At 70.2% G+C, this 14,663-nt stretch carries 11 protein-coding genes, 1 tRNA gene and 1 pseudogene; 6 read left to right on the top strand and 7 right to left on the bottom strand.

The features are described 5' to 3' along the window. Positions 1 to 187 precede the first annotated feature (187 nt). Positions 188 to 754, bottom strand: coding sequence for a bacterial proteasome activator family protein (locus tag GEV28_RS02540; RefSeq protein ID WP_291408208.1), 567 nt, complete (start codon positions 752 to 754; stop codon positions 188 to 190). Positions 755 to 915: 161 nt separating this feature from the next. On the opposite strand from GEV28_RS02540, the gene GEV28_RS02535 reads away from it, so the two are divergent. Continuing rightward, positions 916 to 2,124 (top strand): cysteine desulfurase-like protein, encoded by a 1,209-nt coding sequence (locus GEV28_RS02535; protein WP_291408133.1) that lies wholly within the window; start codon positions 916 to 918, stop codon positions 2,122 to 2,124. A gap of 38 nt (positions 2,125 to 2,162) precedes the next feature. Here GEV28_RS02535 and GEV28_RS02530 read toward each other — a convergent pair whose 3' ends face one another. Continuing rightward, positions 2,163 to 3,143, bottom strand: a complete 981-nt coding sequence (locus tag GEV28_RS02530) for an NAD(P)H-quinone oxidoreductase (protein ID WP_291408131.1) — start codon at positions 3,141 to 3,143, stop codon at positions 2,163 to 2,165. 149 nt (positions 3,144 to 3,292) lie between these two features. On the opposite strand from GEV28_RS02530, the gene GEV28_RS02525 reads away from it, so the two are divergent. Further along, entirely contained in the window at positions 3,293 to 4,813 is a 1,521-nt protein-coding gene (locus GEV28_RS02525; RefSeq protein ID WP_291408129.1) for a M28 family metallopeptidase, read from the top strand. 958 nt (positions 4,814 to 5,771) lie between these two features. Here GEV28_RS02525 and GEV28_RS02520 read toward each other — a convergent pair. The 4 genes and pseudogenes from GEV28_RS02520 to GEV28_RS02505 form a co-directional block, all read right to left on the bottom strand. After that, positions 5,772 to 6,629 (bottom strand): S1 family peptidase, encoded by an 858-nt coding sequence (locus GEV28_RS02520; protein ID WP_291408127.1) that lies wholly within the window; start codon positions 6,627 to 6,629, stop codon positions 5,772 to 5,774. A gap of 199 nt (positions 6,630 to 6,828) precedes the next feature. Beyond that, positions 6,829 to 7,020 (bottom strand): annotated as a pseudogene (locus GEV28_RS02515) (dihydrofolate reductase); the annotation flags it as partial. Between the two features lie 793 nt (positions 7,021 to 7,813). Beyond that, positions 7,814 to 7,898: transfer RNA gene (locus GEV28_RS02510), tRNA-Ser, on the bottom strand. A gap of 19 nt (positions 7,899 to 7,917) precedes the next feature. Beyond that, a complete protein-coding gene (locus GEV28_RS02505; RefSeq protein WP_291408205.1) occupies positions 7,918 to 8,349 on the bottom strand; it encodes a MarR family transcriptional regulator in 432 nt (143 codons plus the stop codon). A 138-nt stretch (positions 8,350 to 8,487) separates the two neighbouring features. Between GEV28_RS02505 and GEV28_RS02500 the strand changes: the two genes are divergently transcribed. After that, positions 8,488 to 10,209, top strand: a complete 1,722-nt coding sequence (locus GEV28_RS02500) for a bifunctional metallophosphatase/5'-nucleotidase (RefSeq protein ID WP_291408125.1) — start codon at positions 8,488 to 8,490, stop codon at positions 10,207 to 10,209. Between the two features lie 536 nt (positions 10,210 to 10,745). Here GEV28_RS02500 and GEV28_RS02495 read toward each other — a convergent pair. After that, positions 10,746 to 11,399 (bottom strand): TetR/AcrR family transcriptional regulator C-terminal domain-containing protein, encoded by a 654-nt coding sequence (locus tag GEV28_RS02495; RefSeq protein WP_291408123.1) that lies wholly within the window; start codon positions 11,397 to 11,399, stop codon positions 10,746 to 10,748. A gap of 101 nt (positions 11,400 to 11,500) precedes the next feature. On the opposite strand from GEV28_RS02495, the gene GEV28_RS02490 reads away from it, so the two are divergent. The 3 genes from GEV28_RS02490 to GEV28_RS02480 all read left to right on the top strand — a co-directional run bounded on the left by GEV28_RS02490 (position 11,501) and on the right by GEV28_RS02480 (position 14,663). Beyond that, on the top strand, positions 11,501 to 12,835 hold the full coding sequence (locus GEV28_RS02490; protein ID WP_291408121.1) for a hypothetical protein: 1,335 nt from the start codon (positions 11,501 to 11,503) through the stop codon (positions 12,833 to 12,835). Positions 12,836 to 12,984: 149 nt separating this feature from the next. After that, the gene (locus tag GEV28_RS02485; protein ID WP_291408203.1) at positions 12,985 to 13,530 is read left to right on the top strand and encodes a sigma-70 family RNA polymerase sigma factor; all 546 of its coding nucleotides are present in this window, start codon (positions 12,985 to 12,987) and stop codon (positions 13,528 to 13,530) included. Continuing rightward, positions 13,527 to 14,663, top strand: coding sequence for a hypothetical protein (locus GEV28_RS02480; protein ID WP_291408119.1), 1,137 nt, complete (start codon positions 13,527 to 13,529; stop codon positions 14,661 to 14,663). The genes GEV28_RS02485 and GEV28_RS02480 overlap by 4 nt, the downstream gene beginning before the upstream one ends.

Below are 14,663 nucleotides of genomic sequence, written 5' to 3'. Positions count from 1 at the left end.
CGGCGCAACAATATGCCCCGAACAGCGTCAAAAAGCCGAATGTGTCCATCAACAATAGCGAGTTGGTCAATTACTGTCAGTGAATTGGCACATCCTGATTCACCTTGACGGCGCAACTATTCGCGCGCCGTAACGGACAAGAGAGCCCGCCGGCGTTCACGCCGACGGGCTTGTGGGTTTGTTTCAGTCAGAGGTACTGGCCGGTGCCGCGGATCCCGGGTCCCTCGGGAGCGTCGCCGCCCGCGCCCGGCGGGAGGCCCCGGCGCATCTGCTCGAGCTGCACCCGCGCGGCCATCTGCTGGGCGAAGAGCGCGGTCTGGATGCCGTGGAAGAGGCCTTCGAGCCAGCCGACGAGCTGAGCCTGCGCGATTCGCAGCTCGGCGTCCGACGGCGTGTTCTCCTCGGTGAACGGGAGCGACAGCCGCTCCAGCTCCTCGCGGAGCTCGGGCGCGAGACCGTCCTCGAGCTCGGCGATCGACCGCTTGTGGATCTCGCGCAGCCGGCTGCGGCTGGCGTCGTCCAGCGGGGCCGCGCGGACCTCCTCGAGGAGCTGCTTGATCATCGTGCCGATACGCATGACCTTGGCCGGCTGCTCGACCATGTCACCGACGGCCTCCGCGTTGGCCGGGCCGTCGCCGTCCGGGATCCGCGCGGTGCCGAGCGGCGAGCCGTCCGGACCCAACACCATCACGTGCTGGGGCTGCTCGGGCCTGCCGCCGTCGTGGTCCTGCTCCGGGTCGTTCATCTGCTCCATCCTGGGCCAGATCGACAAGTGCGTAGCGCCGGGGTGAGCGGGGGTTGCCCACGGGTTGGGCGTCGACGTCACGCCACCGAGGGTAGCCGCAGTCCGGCGCCGCAAACTCCTGGGATGCCCCCGGAGGCGCGACCACGGCCCGCGTCCGTACGGTGTGGCTCATGGCGTTCGACGTCGCTGCGATTCGGGGACAGTTTCCCGCGTTGGGTGATGGCTGGATTCACCTGGATGCCCCGGCCGGGATGCAGGTACCCGAGCAGGTCGCGACAGCGGTGTCGACCGCCCTTCGAGCCCCGGTTTCCGGTCCTGGCGGGGTGTTCCCGGCCTCGCAGCGGGCGGAGGCGATCGTCGACGCGGCCCGCCGCGCGGTCGCCGACCTGGTGGGCTGCGACCCGGCCGGCGTGGTGCTCGGCCCCAACCCCGCGGTGCTCCTGCAGCGGCTCGCCGAGGCGATGGGCAGCGGCTGGGTGATCGCCGACGAGGTGATCGTCTCGCGCCTCGACCACCAGCAGAACATCGCGCCGTGGCTGGGTGTCGCGCAACGTGCCGGCGCGACCGTCCGCTGGGCGGAGATCGACATCGAGACGTGCGAGCTGCCGGCGTGGCAGTACGAGAGCCTGATCTCGCACCGCACGAAGGTCGTCGCGGTCACCGCCGCGTCCGGCGTGGTGGGCACCCGGCCCGACCTGTCGAAGATCACCACCCTGGCACACGACGCGAACGCCCTCGTCGTGGTCGACGCGTCGTCCTCGGCGCCGTTCGTGCCGATGGACATCCGCGCGATGGGTGCCGACGTCGTCGCCGTGTCCGCCACCGCGTGGGGCGGGCCGACCGTCGGCGCGCTGGCGTTCGCGGACCCGTCGCTGCTGGAGCGGCTGCCGGCCTGCTCGCTCGGGCCGAACCAGAGCGGTCCCGCGCGGATGGAGCTCGGCCAGCACGCCTACCCGCTGCTCGCCGGGCTGGTGGCGTCCATCGACTACCTGGCCGGGCTGGACGACGCGGCGTCGGGGAGCAGGCGGGAGCGGCTGCAGACCTCGATCGGGTCGGCGAAGTCCTACCAGGCGGGGATGCTGGGCAAGCTGATCTCCGAGCTGCGCGGACTGCTGCACGTCACGGTGATCGGCGACGCGATGCGCCGGATCCCGGCCCTGGCCTTCACCGCCGCCGACGTCAAGGCGTCGCGGGCCATCGTGCACCTGGCCGACCGGGGCATCTGCGCCTTCGCCGACGACGGGCCGAGCGGTGTGTTCGGCGCGCTGGGCGTGGCCGAGGTCGGCGGCGCGGTCCGGATCGGCCTGGCCCACTACACGACGTCGGCCGAGGTCGACGCCCTGGTAGAAGCCGTAGCCGCGCTCTCCTCCCTAACCTGACCCGCGAGTCCAACGCTGAGGACCGGCGAGTCCCCCGCTCAGGGCATCCTCAGCACGATCTTGCCGAAGACACCGCCGTCTTCCATGGCCCGGTGCGCGTCCCCGGCCCGCTCGATCGGCATGACCTCGTGGACGATGGGCCGCACGGTGCCCGCCTCCACCAGCGGCCACAGCTGGGTGGCCACCTCCCCGACGATCGCCGCCTTCTCCTCCAGCGGCCGGTGCCGCAGCGTCGTCGCGGTCACCGACGCGCACTTCGCCAGCAACGCACCCAGGTTCAGCTCGCCCTTGACCCCGCCCTGCATGCCGATGACCACCAGCCGCCCGTTGCGGGCCAGCGCCGAGATGTTGCGCGGCAGGTACTTCGCGCCCATGTTGTCCAGGATGACGTCCGCGCCCCGGCCGTCGGTGGCCGCGCGGACCTCGTCGACGAAGTCCTGCTCGCGGTAGTCGATCAGCACGTCCGCGCCGAGCTCGGCACACCGTTCCAGCCGCGCCGCCGACCCCGCGGTGACCGCGACGCGCGCGCCGAGCGCCTTGGCGACCTGGATCGCGTGCGTGCCGATGCCACCCGCGCCGCCGTGCACGAGGAACGTCTCGCCGGCGACCAGGCCCGCGGTCAGCACCACGTTGGACCACACCGTGCAGGCGACCTCCGGCAACGATGCCGCGGTCACGAGGTCGACCCCGCTCGGCACCGGCAGCACCTGGCCGGCCGGCACCACGACCTTCTCCGCGTACCCGCCGCCTGCCAGCAGCGCGCACACCGCGTCACCCACGTGCAGGTCGGTCACGCCCTCGCCCAGCGCCGCGACCGTGCCGGAACACTCCAGGCCGGGTACCTCGCTCACCCCCTTGGGTGGCGGGTAGTGGCCCTGCCGTTGCAGCAGGTCGGCCCGGTTCACCGCGGCCGCCGCGACCTCCAGGAGCACCTCACCCGGGGCCGGCCGCGGATCGGGCTGCGCCGTCCAGGTCAGTACGTCCGGTTCGCCGGGCTCGCTGATCGTGATCGCGTGCATGGCTGGAACGGTAATCGCCGTGAATAACAGTCCGTATATGGGTCTTGACCTGCCAGGAAGTTCCGACAAGGGTGTGCTCGCCGGATGCGGCGATCGAGGAATCGGGGCCGATCGAGCACCGGCGTTCGCCTGAGGAGAGGAAGCTCTACATGCCGTCCCCCAAGACGACACTCCGCGTCGGGGCCGCGATGGTCGCGTTAGCGGCCGGTCTAGGCCTGACCGCGGTACCCGCGTCGGCCGCCCCGCAGACCATTCCCGATGGTCCCGCGCTGGCCCGCCAACTGGTCAAGAAGGTCAACATCACGGGTACCAACCGGCACCTGATCGCGCTGCAGCGCCTCGCCGACCGCAACGGTGGCACCCGCGCCGCGAGCTCGCCCGGCCACGAGGCCTCCGCGGAGTACGTCGCGACCAAGCTCGAGGACGCCGGGTACATCGTCACCCGGCAGGAGTTCCCCTTCGTCTACGACGAGACCCTCAGCCAGTCGCTCACCGTGGACGGCGCCGCAGTGCCGTTCAACCGGATGAGCTACAGCGAGGACACCCCTGAGGGCGGTGTCACCGGACCGCTCGTGGTCGTCCCGGCGGACGACACGCCGGGCTGCGAGGCCACGGACTACGACGGCCTGGCCGCCGAAGGCGCGATCGTCCTGGTCAGCCGGGGTACGTGCACCTTCGGGCAGAAGGCCACCGTCGCCGGCGAGGTCGGCGCGGTGGGCGTCCTCATCTACAACAACGTCCCGGGCGCGCTGGGCGGCAACCTGGGCGGGCCGCTGCCGGGCAGCGCCCCGGCCGGTGGCATCTCCCAGGCCGACGGCGCCACCCTCGCCATGCAGGAGGGCGCCACGGTGACCCTCGCGGTGAGCGGCGTGACCGAGGACCGCACCAGCTACAACGTCATCGCCGAGACCCAGACCGGGCGGCACGAGAACGTCGTGATGGCCGGTGCGCACCTGGACAGCGTCCCCGCGGGCCCCGGCATCAACGACAACGGCTCGGGCAGCTCGGCGCTGCTGGAGACCGCGCTGCAGCTCGGCGGCAGGCCGAAGGTCAACAACGCGGTCCGCTTCGCCTGGTGGAGCGCGGAGGAGTTCGGCCTGGTCGGCTCCGAGTACTACGTGCGGAACCTCGACTTCGAGGAGCAGCTCAACATCGCGCTGTACCTGAACTTCGACATGATCGGCTCGCCGAACGCGGGCTACTTCATCTTCGACGGTGACGACTCCGATGGCGTCGGCGCGGGCCCCGGCCCGTACGGCTCCGCGCAGATCGAGGCGGCGTTCGAGAACTACTTCGAGGTCACCGGCGTCCCGACCGAGGGCCGCGACTTCGACGGCCGCTCCGACTACGGCGAGTTCATCCTGCAGGGCATTCCGGCCGGTGGCCTGTTCACCGGCGCCGAGGTCCCGAAGACAGAGGCACAGGCCGCCAAGTGGGGCGGTGTCGTGGGTGATGCCTTCGACCCGTGCTACCACCAGGCCTGCGACAACCTGGGCAACGTGGACCGCGTGGCGCTCGACAGGAACTCCGACGCGCTGGCCTTCGTACTCGGCTCGTACGCCATCAGCACCGAGGACATCAACGGCGTGCCGCCGCGCAAGGCTCGGGCCAAGGCCCGCGCCGCGGAGACGCGAGTGGCCCCGACCGTGGTCAACGACCGCGACCTGTAGTTCCGACACCGAAAGGGCGCCTTACCCGACGTTCGGGTAAGGCGTCCTTTCGCTTGCGCTCCGCGGAAGGTGTTCGAACCCGATGCGGGGCGGAGGAATTTGAACCCCGGATCCGGTGGAGGAACCGGGGGAGACTGTGACTATAGAGATCGCCACCGGGCGACACGGCGACGTGGGGGGACGACACGGCGACGTGGGGGGACGACACGGCGACGTGGGCGTGGGGGGACGCCGACGGTCCACAAAACGAACTCCGACCCTCTCGGATGTCAATCACATCGGTGGGATCCAACGCCCTCTGCAAGTGTGAGCCGTCACGGTTCGGCCATGGTCCGGGCCTCTCCCACGCTGTGACCAGCAGCTCTAGGCGTGGCCCTGCGCCCCGACATTTCGCCTGGTCGGCGAAGCGGACCTGCGGAGGCGGAGGGATTTGAACCCCCGGTCCCGTGAAGGACTCCTGTTTTCAAGATCTAAGTGTCAACGGCAGCGCCGTTCAGGAGCGTCCCCACGAGGACATATCTCCTGGTCGGTGCGATAGCGCGGAAGTTGCCGACCGTGCTCGAATCTACCTGAATGAGACCCTGATTGAGACCCCGTCGCGCTGCCTTCTGCTCACCCGCGCCCCCGACATCTTGACTGGGACCTGTGCAAGGTCGCGAGACACCATCGCGAGGGAAGGCAGACTCGCGCTCCCAAGCGAGCGCACGTCGGCCGTGCCGTCGCCGAGGTCTACGCGTGCGACGACGCGCGGGAGAAGTTCGTGCACGACTTCGTGGCTGCGTGGGACAAGGTCATGAACCTCGACCGGTTCGACCTCGCCTGATCCCGGTGTCCGGGTCGGCCGCCCGCCGGCCGGCCCGGACATCCTCGGTTGGGAGGCCGTGCGGGCGCTCGGGCCATGATGGCGCGGCCCACCGGGTGAACCGGTGGGCCGCGCGATGCCGTGGTGCCGGAACGGTCAGAACACCGACACGCCGTACTTCTGCAGTGCCTCGGTCACCGGCTGGAAGAACGTGGTTCCGCCGGACCGGCAGTCACCGCTGCCGCCGGAGGTGAGCCCGATCGCGACCGAGTCGTCGTACAGCGGGCCGCCGCTGTCGCCGGGCTCCGCGCACACGTCGGTCTGGATCAGGCCGCGGACCGTTCCGCCGCCCACGTAGTGCACGGTGACGTTGAGCCCGGTGACCGTTCCGCTGTGCACGCCGGTCGTGCTGCCGCGGCGGGTGACCGACTCACCGACGTAGGCGTTGGCGGCGCTGGCGATGTCCTGGCCGCCGGCGGTGCCGGAGATCGTGACGGAGGTGTTGGTGTACCTGACGAGGGCGTAGTCGTTACCGGGGAAGCTGAAGGCCTCGGTCGGGCCGAGCAGCGTGTTGTGGTTGGCATCGGAGTACCACGACGAGGCCACCTTGCCGCAGTGCCCGGCGGTGAGGAAGTAGTAGGTGTTGCCGCTGCGCACGTTGAACCCGAGCGAGCAGCGGTACTGCCCGCCGTAGATGGCGTCTCCGCCGGAGATCATTGGCTGAAAGGTGCCCGAGGCGCGCTCCAGCCGCGCCGCGCCCGCGGAGTCGGCGACCGCTGCCTCCAGCCCGGTTAGCGCGGCGCCGCGCACCGAGCTGTCGGCGGTGACGACGACTTGGTTGGTCGCCGGGTCGACCGCCCATGCCGTACCCGGTACGCCCCGGTCGAGCTGCGCGATGAGCTGCGAGCCGTGTAACTGGGTGGGTGCCGGGGCCGCGACGGCCGTGATGGGGATGAGGGCCGACGCGGCGGCGGCTAACGCGGCAACGACGACGGCTGGTCTGACTGTTCGCATGATCTCCACCTTCTGCAGGGGCGGGCGGTGCGGATCGCGCACCGCCCAGAGGGGAAGGACTCTGCAGTATCTGCATAACAGGCGGGAGCCACGTCGGACAAGTATTCCGTGGCCGGTTCGCCCTGGCGGCGGCAGGGGAATGATCCGTCAGGACGTGTTAACGGCCTGCTGTGGGGAGGCGGCTGGTGCGGCACCTACGTCACGTGCTTGGGGTCGGCGTGGCTGTTTCGTACTGCGGGCGGCCGGTGGGCCGGTAGACCTGGATCGTTACCCCCTTCGGGGTGGATCGTGAGTCGACCAGGTCGAGCGCTGCGTCCGGGCCGGTGTCGGGGAACAGCCGTGTGCCCTGGCCGATGACCACGGGGCAGACGAGCAGGGTGATCTCGTCGACCGCTGGCGACCGGACCGAACAGTTGTCCTGATCCCGCAGGGTCGCCAGGTGCGCCAACGCATCGCCGCCGTCGGCGATCATCACCGCCAGATCCGCCAGCACCCGCCCCGGCAGGTGTACGGGAAGCCCTCTGTCGGTGTCGAGATGCGCCGTAGACCAACCCGGTTCCCAATCCGGTGCTGATCGTCAACTCCCGCAGCAGCGCTACCCCGGCCCGTGGCACCAACCCCGTACCATCCGCGCTGATCTCAATCCGTGACTATCCTGCACCAAGGGAGTGCTTCCCTGTTCGTGGAACTTGATGTCTTCGCAAACACCATTTTCCCTTACAGGCCAGGCACTTCCTCCATTCAAGACCAGTTTTACATCGCATCGCGCGAAAGACCCAGGCTAGGTCCCTAGTGTCACGTGATCCCGATCTCCTTACGCCCGCTGCGGCCCACGCGGCCCGTGGCTGCGTTGGCGAAAAGCCCGAGTACGACCCGGTACGAGGACTTTCCGCCGCCTTGCCAGGGACCACGTGGATCCACAGCGGATCGCAAGGGATCAGGATCACGCGACACTAGCTCAGCCTACCCATGCGCGGCGATCCAGACACATGTCGCAAACTCCGATGGGACCGGGCCGATCGAGGTACGAGGACTGCACTGGGCGGCGGCAGGCAGCACGTGCGTAGTCACTGCGGCTGAGCAAGACGTGTCGTGGCCCTCGAATGAGACGGTGATTGAGACTGCAGGTCGCACGGCACGGTTGACAGAGGCTACTCTGCCAACGTTTTGCCTGGTCACAGCTGCGGAGGCGGAGGGATTTGAACCCCCGGACCCGTGAAGGTCTCCTGTTTTCAAGACAGGTGCATTCGGCCGCTCTGCCACGCCTCCCTGCCTGCAGGGTAGCGGCCTACGCCTCCAGGTCGCCCAGGTGTTCCAGGACTCGTTCGAACACCGTGGTCAGCACGGCCTGCTCCTCGGGGGTCATCAGGTCGACGAGGTGGTCCCGGACGCCGTCCACGTGCGTCGGGGCCGCCGCGCGGAGGCGCTCCATGCCCTCGTCCGTCAGCTCGGCGAACACGCCCCGGGCGTCGTCGCCGCAGTCGGCTCGCCGGACCAGGCCCGCCGACTCGAGCCGGCTGATCTGGTGGGACAGCCGGCTCTTCGACGACGCCACCTCCGCCGCCAGCGCGGCCATGCGCATGCGGCGACCGTCTCCTTCGGACAGCCGGACGAGCACTTCGTAGTCGGCCAGAGTCGTTCTGTGACGCTCCTGGAGCTCGCGGTTGAGTTGCTTCCGCAACAATTCGCTGCCGATCACGTAGGCGCGCCAGGCCCGCATCTCGCTCTGGTCAAGCCATCGCGGTTCTTTCTCCGCCCGGGTCACGCCGATAAGGGTAGATCGGGTCTGGCAATCGCCGTGCGGTGCGTGCAGACTCTGGCCGCGCCCGCGGGGTACCGGGCGCCTGGACGGAGGATCATGAGGGCATTCACACGCTTCGCGCGCCGCACCGCCGCGGTCACGGTTGCCGCGGTCGCCATCGCCGGGCTCACCGGCGCCGGCACGGCGAGCGCCGCCGCGAAACCCAGCGGCACCACCGATGTACGGCTCATCACGCTCAACGACTTCCACGGCAACCTCACGCCGCCCGCCGGCTCGTCCGGGCGGGTCACCCTGCCGGACGGCTCGACGGTCGACGCGGGCGGCGCGGCCTACCTCGCCACGCACGTCAAGCGGCTCGAGGCCGAGGCGAAGAACTCGCTCGTGATGTCTGCAGGAGACAACGTCGGCGCCTCGCCGCTGAACTCCGCGCTCTTCCACGACGAGCCGACCATTGAGCTGCTCAACAGCCTGGGCGTCAATGCGTCCACCGTCGGCAACCACGAGTTCGACGAGGGCTACCGCGAGCTGCTGCGCATGCAGTTCGGCGGCTGCCACCCGACCGACGGCTGCCAGTTCCACGACAAGTACAAGGGGGCGAGGTTCCCCTTCCTCGGCGCGAACGTCTACTTCGACAACGGCCTGCCCGCCGCGCTGCCGTTCACGATCCAGGTCTCCGGCGGCGTGCCGATCGGCATCATCGGCGTCACGCTCGAGGACCTGCCGCTCGTCGTCACCCCGGAGGCCATCGAGGGCCTGAAGTTCGGCGACGAGGTCGAGGCCATCAACCGCTCCTCGCGGCTGCTCGACCGGCTCGGCATCAAGACCCAGGTCGTGCTGATGCACCAGGGTGACAACACCGAGGGCGGCGGTCCGGACGACTGCCGGACCGTGCCCGGCGCGGCCACCACGATTGCCCGGCAGGCGTCCGCCTCGGTCGACGTGATCTTCACCGGGCACAGCCACCAGCAGTACAACTGCTCGGTCGACGACCCGGCCGGCAACCCGCGCACGCTCATCCAGGGCGCGTCGTTCGGGCGGCTGCTGTCCGTTGTGGACCTGAAGATCGACAAGCGCAGCCGGGACGTCGTGCGCGACCAGACCGTGGCGCACAACGAGATCGTCACCCGCACGGTCACCCCGGACCCGGCCGCGCAGGCGCTCGTCGACGAGGCGACCACCAAGTCGGCGCCGATCGCCAACGCCCAGGTCGGCACGATCACCGCCGACCTCGTCCGCGCGGCGCCGGAGTCCGGCGAGTCACCGCTCGGCGACGTGATCGCCGACGCGCAGCTGGCCGCGACGCAGGCCAACAGCCCGGTCATCGCAGTCACCAACCCCGGTGGCATCCGCACCGACCTCACCTTCGCCGGCTCGTCGGCGGGTGAGGGCGACGGTGTGGTGACCTACGGCGAGGCGTTCGCGGTGCAGCCGTTCAGCAACATCATGCAGACGGTCACGCTGACCGGCGCGCAGCTGAAGGCGGTGCTCGAGCAGCAGTGGCAGCCCCAGCCGGACGGCTCGGTGACGGTGCGGATCCTGCAGATCTCCTCGTCGCTGCACTACACCTGGTCCCGGTCGGCGGCGATCGGCTCGAAGGTCTCCGACATCACGGTCGCGGGCGAGCCGCTGGACCCGAACGGCTCCTACCGGATCTCGGTGAACAACTTCCTCGCCGCGGGCGGGGACGGCTTCTCCGAGCTCACCAACGGCACCGACCTCGCCGGCGGGCCGGTGGACCTGGACGCGTTCACCGCGTACCTGACCGCCAACCCGAACCTGGCGCCGCCGCCTGCCGATCGCATCACCGTGGCACCGTAGGTCGTCTACGCAGAGCGCCGCTGTCGCCCGACCGGGCGGCGGCGGCGCTCTTCTTTGTGCCCCAACCGGATGGACCGTCCCAACCAGACGTCGAACGGTCCGCTTCGGACAGTGACGGTGGATTTCATCAGGTCGGGTCGGTCGGCCGGGGTTGTAACGGCGTTGTCACGGGTGCATTCTGGACATACGGCCGGCCGACCCGACAGGTCGCAAGGGCCCGCCGAGAAAGGGCAGGTGATGCCGTGGCACTGCAGGACAAGGGCGTAGTGGACCGCCGTTCGCTGTCACCCCGCGGCTGAGCCGAGAGAGCTCGTCCCGGTCGCGATCGCGGAGCAGCATCAGGGTTCGGGTGCGCTCGTGCGCGCAACGCACCTCCAGCGCACCTCGACGATGTTGATTCCCACGTCGGGCAACTCTCGAGAGGTGCCCGGTGGAGATCCACGCCAGTCTGAGGACGGCGACCACTACACGAACTCCGACAACCTGGGTGCGGCAGCCGCGAAGGCGCCGCACCCAGGTGTTTTTGTGTACCTGCGTCAGCTCGGCAGCCGGGTGGCGATGCCGTCCAGGAGGAAGCCCAGCACCAGCTCGAACTGGTCGTCCGGGGACGGGCCGCTCGGGTGCGCCAGCCATGCGGCCAGGTTGGGATGGTCACCTTCGGCCAGCCGACGCATCTCGGTCATCGCGGTGTACTGCTCGGCCGGCTCGGAGCGCGCCTCGGTCGCCTCCTGCAGGCCGCTGCCGTAGATGTGCCTCGTGATCATCGCGGCGTGGGTCATGGCTTCGGCCAGGGTGGCGCCGGCCGCGGTGAGGGCGGTCAGCATGAGCTCCAGGTGCGCCATCTGGTGCGGGCCCGCCGGCGGCCTGGTGTGCACGAGCTCCGCGTACCAGGGGTGCCGCTTGATCATCGCCCGGGTCGCCATGGCCAGGCGGTGCAACGCCGGGCGCCAGTCGCCGGGCGCCAGCGGGATCTCGGCGGTCGCCGCGTCCAGCATCAGGTCGATCAGCCCGGTCTTGTTGCGCACGTGGCGGTACAGGGCCATCGGTGTGTAGCCGCCGAGGCGGTCGGCCACCGCCTTCATCGTCACCGCGGCCGCGCCGGACTCGTCGGCGATGGCGACGGCCGCGGCGACGATCGCGCCTCGGTCGAGCGCCTGGTGGCGTTGCGGGGGATCGGACCAGATCGACACACGGCAAGTATACGACGTATAGCTGTGGTATATGTAGTAAACATGCGAATGGGAATCGTGCGGGGATCAGTTGCGGGCTCTTCGGTGCGCCCGACGAGTTCGTGCCGCAGGCCAGGGCACTCGGTGCCGGCCTGGTGCGCGCCTACGTCTACTGGAGCCAGGTCGAGCCGCGGCCCGGCGAGTTCGACTTCCGCGTCGTCGACGCGCTCCTCGACCAGCTCGACGGGACCGAGCTCTGGCTCACCGTGTGCTCCAGCTCGTCCTGGGCCACCCGGGTGCCGACGGACTTCCTGCCGCCGTCCCCGGCCAAGGACCGCGCGCGCTACCGCGAGTTCGTGACCAGGCTCGTCGAGCACTGCGCCGGCCGCGTCGCGTTCTGGCAGTGCGACAACGAGCCCAGCAACGGCGGCCTCCTCTGGGCCGGCACCGCCGAGGAGTACGTCGCCCAGCTCACCGAGCTCCACGCCGCGGTCACGTCCGCGGACGCGCACGCGAAGGTCGTCCTCGGTGGCTGCGGCTACGACGTCCTGGCCGGCGAGCCGGCCGGCGAGCCGCGCCGGTTCTTCCACCACCTGCTCGACAAGGGGCGCGACGCCTTCGACGTCCACCTCTACGGCCGCCCGGAGGACATCCCGTCCTATGTGGACGACGTGCGGAAGATGATGCGCGAGCACGGCTACGAGAAGGAGGTCGTGGCCGGCGAGTACGGCGGCCCGGTCCTGTTCGAGTTCCCCGAGCTGGAGCCGATCCTGCGGCAGACCATGACGGCCGCGTTCGCCGAGCAGGCCACGCGGCAGAGCACCCAGAGCGTCGACGAGCTCAAGGAGCGCGAGGGCCAGGACACCCCCGAGCGTCGCGCGATGCGCAGCCTCTACGACCACGCCACCGAGCTCCCGGACCGGCTGCGCATGTTCCTCGACGACTGCCCGCCCGACCTCGCCGCCAAGCGCGACCGGATCAACTGCTGCCAGGTCGTCACCCGCAACCTGCTCGCGCTCGCCGCCGGTATCCGGCTCACCAACTACTGGAACCTCGCGCCCGAGGTCCCGGTACTGCCGGAGCCCTACCAGATGACGCACCTCCTGTTCGGCAAGCTCGTCCTGCTCCGCTACGCCGAGGACGGGCGGCTCACCGGCAGGAACCCCGCCGCGGACACCTTCGCGCTGCTCGCAGAGCAGCTCCGCGGCGTGAGCGTGGTGACCCGGCGGGACGGCTACGTCGTCGACGTCGAACGCGATGGCCGGCCGCCGCTCGTCGTCCTCCGGGACTACCTCGACGCCTTCGACGGCGAGGACCAGCCGCCGGTCGAGGTCCGCCTCTCGTGGGCCGCGGACGACGCCCGGGCGGTGGACGCGTTCGGCACGTCGCACCCGGTCTCGGTGGAGGCCGGTGAGCTGCGCACATCGCTCACCGGGACGCCCGTTTTCGTTACCTGAGGCTGTTAGTCTCCGCCTCCCACGGTCGCTCGAAAGTGTGTGTGAGGTTCGGTGAGCTCGCGCGTTCTTCCCCGTGCGGCCTCTGTGCGGAGCCGCAGAACGGTGAGTGAGCGGTGGTCTCCCGGTTCGCGGCAGGTGAGACGTTGAGCGTGACGTCCGGCGTGCCCGTCCCCGAGGAGACGACACCGCCGTGCCCGCCGTTCGACGAGGTGTACGAGAGCCATGCGGCTCGGGTGTTCCGGTACTGCCTGTCCCAGGTGAGCAACCGGTCGGACGCGGAGGACCTGGCCGCGGACGTGTTCACCGCCGCGTACCGGGCCTACGCGGCGGCCGACCTGACCGCGGCGACCGTGCTGCCCTGGTTGTTGCGCATCGCGCGCAACGCGGTGATTGACCACCGGCGCCGGCACACCAGGAGGTCGGCGCTGCTGAGCCGGTTCTTCGGCGTCCAGTCCGAGGCCGATCCGACGGTGAACGTGGAGGGTGAGGTCGTGTTCCGGGACGAGGTGACGCGGGCGCTGGCGGCCATGCGGAACCTGTCCGACAAGGACCGCACGATCATCGGCCTGCGCATCGCCGCCGGCCTGCCCTACGCCGAGGTCGGCGAGGTGCTCGGCATCTCCGAGCACGCCGCGACCATGGCCACGAGGCGCGCGCTCGTCAAGCTGCGCCGGCACCTGGAGGTGTCGCGATGAGCCCGAAGCCGCTCGACGAGCGGGAGCTCCGGGCACTGTTCGAGGAGATCGAGGCGCCGGCGTCGGTGGGCCGGTGGCGGGAACCGACCGTCGAGCCGGCGGCCACCGGGTCCGAGATCGGGTCCGGCGGCCAGGTGGTCACGCCGCTGCCCGAGCGCTGGCTGCGCCAGCCGCCCAAGCCCCGCATGCGTTCCATGGCGGTGGTCGCGGCCGGCATCGCGGTGGTCGTCGGCCTCGGCGGCGTGGTGATCGCGAACCAGCTCCTGACCGACGACCCGCCGGCGAACCCGCCGATGATCATCGACGGCCCCGACCGGCCGACGAGCACCGACCGGCAGCCGTCGAGCACCGCGCCGACCGACAGGCCACCGGCCACCTCCGACCGGCCACCGGCCTCGGGCGCGAAGCCGGGCTCCGGCGGCAACGACGGCGCCGACACCCCGGATGGTCAGCAACCGCCCAACCCGAACGGCGGACCGCGCGGCGAGGCCGAGCCGCCACCGATGGTCGGGTTCCCCAGCCCCACCAACGCAGGCGTCCCGCTCGACACCGCCATGACCGACCACGAAGGCGACCTGCACGTGACGACCCCGGGCACGATGGTCAGCAACCTGCGGGTGAACGGCGCGGTCGTGGTCGACGCGCCGAACGTGACGCTGCGCCGGGTCCAGGTCTACGGCCGGAACGGCACCGCGGTGCGGCAGACGTCGAGGGCGTCCGGGCTGACGATCGAGCTGAGCGACCTCACCGGCACCGTCGTGCAGGAGGCCGGCGGGCTCACCCTGCGGCGCTGTGTCACCGACTCGATCGCCGCCACCAGCGGCACCACCGTCGTCGACACCTACTTCGGCAGCCTCCAGGCCGCGGCCGGTGCCACCCGGCTGGTGCTGCGGCACAACACCGTCACCACGATCACGCTCAACGACCTCGACGGCCCGATCACCGACGTGACCATCGAGGACGGCGACCTCGGCACCGTCGCCGCGCCGAGCGAGCCGTGGTCACGGGACATCAGGGTGCGGCGCAACGTGTTCCGCAGCGACTCACCCAGTACCGGGTGGAACGCGCAGGCCCCCGGCTACGAGTGGACCGGCAACACCAGTCGCGCGACCGGGGGTCCCGTTGGCCCGTGA

It is taken from the genome of Actinophytocola sp. (genome assembly GCF_009379765.1).
GTDB lineage: Bacteria > Actinomycetota > Actinomycetes > Mycobacteriales > Pseudonocardiaceae > Actinophytocola.
Note: the sequence above shows the minus strand (reverse complement) of the source record. Positions and strands in the feature narration are given on the sequence as shown.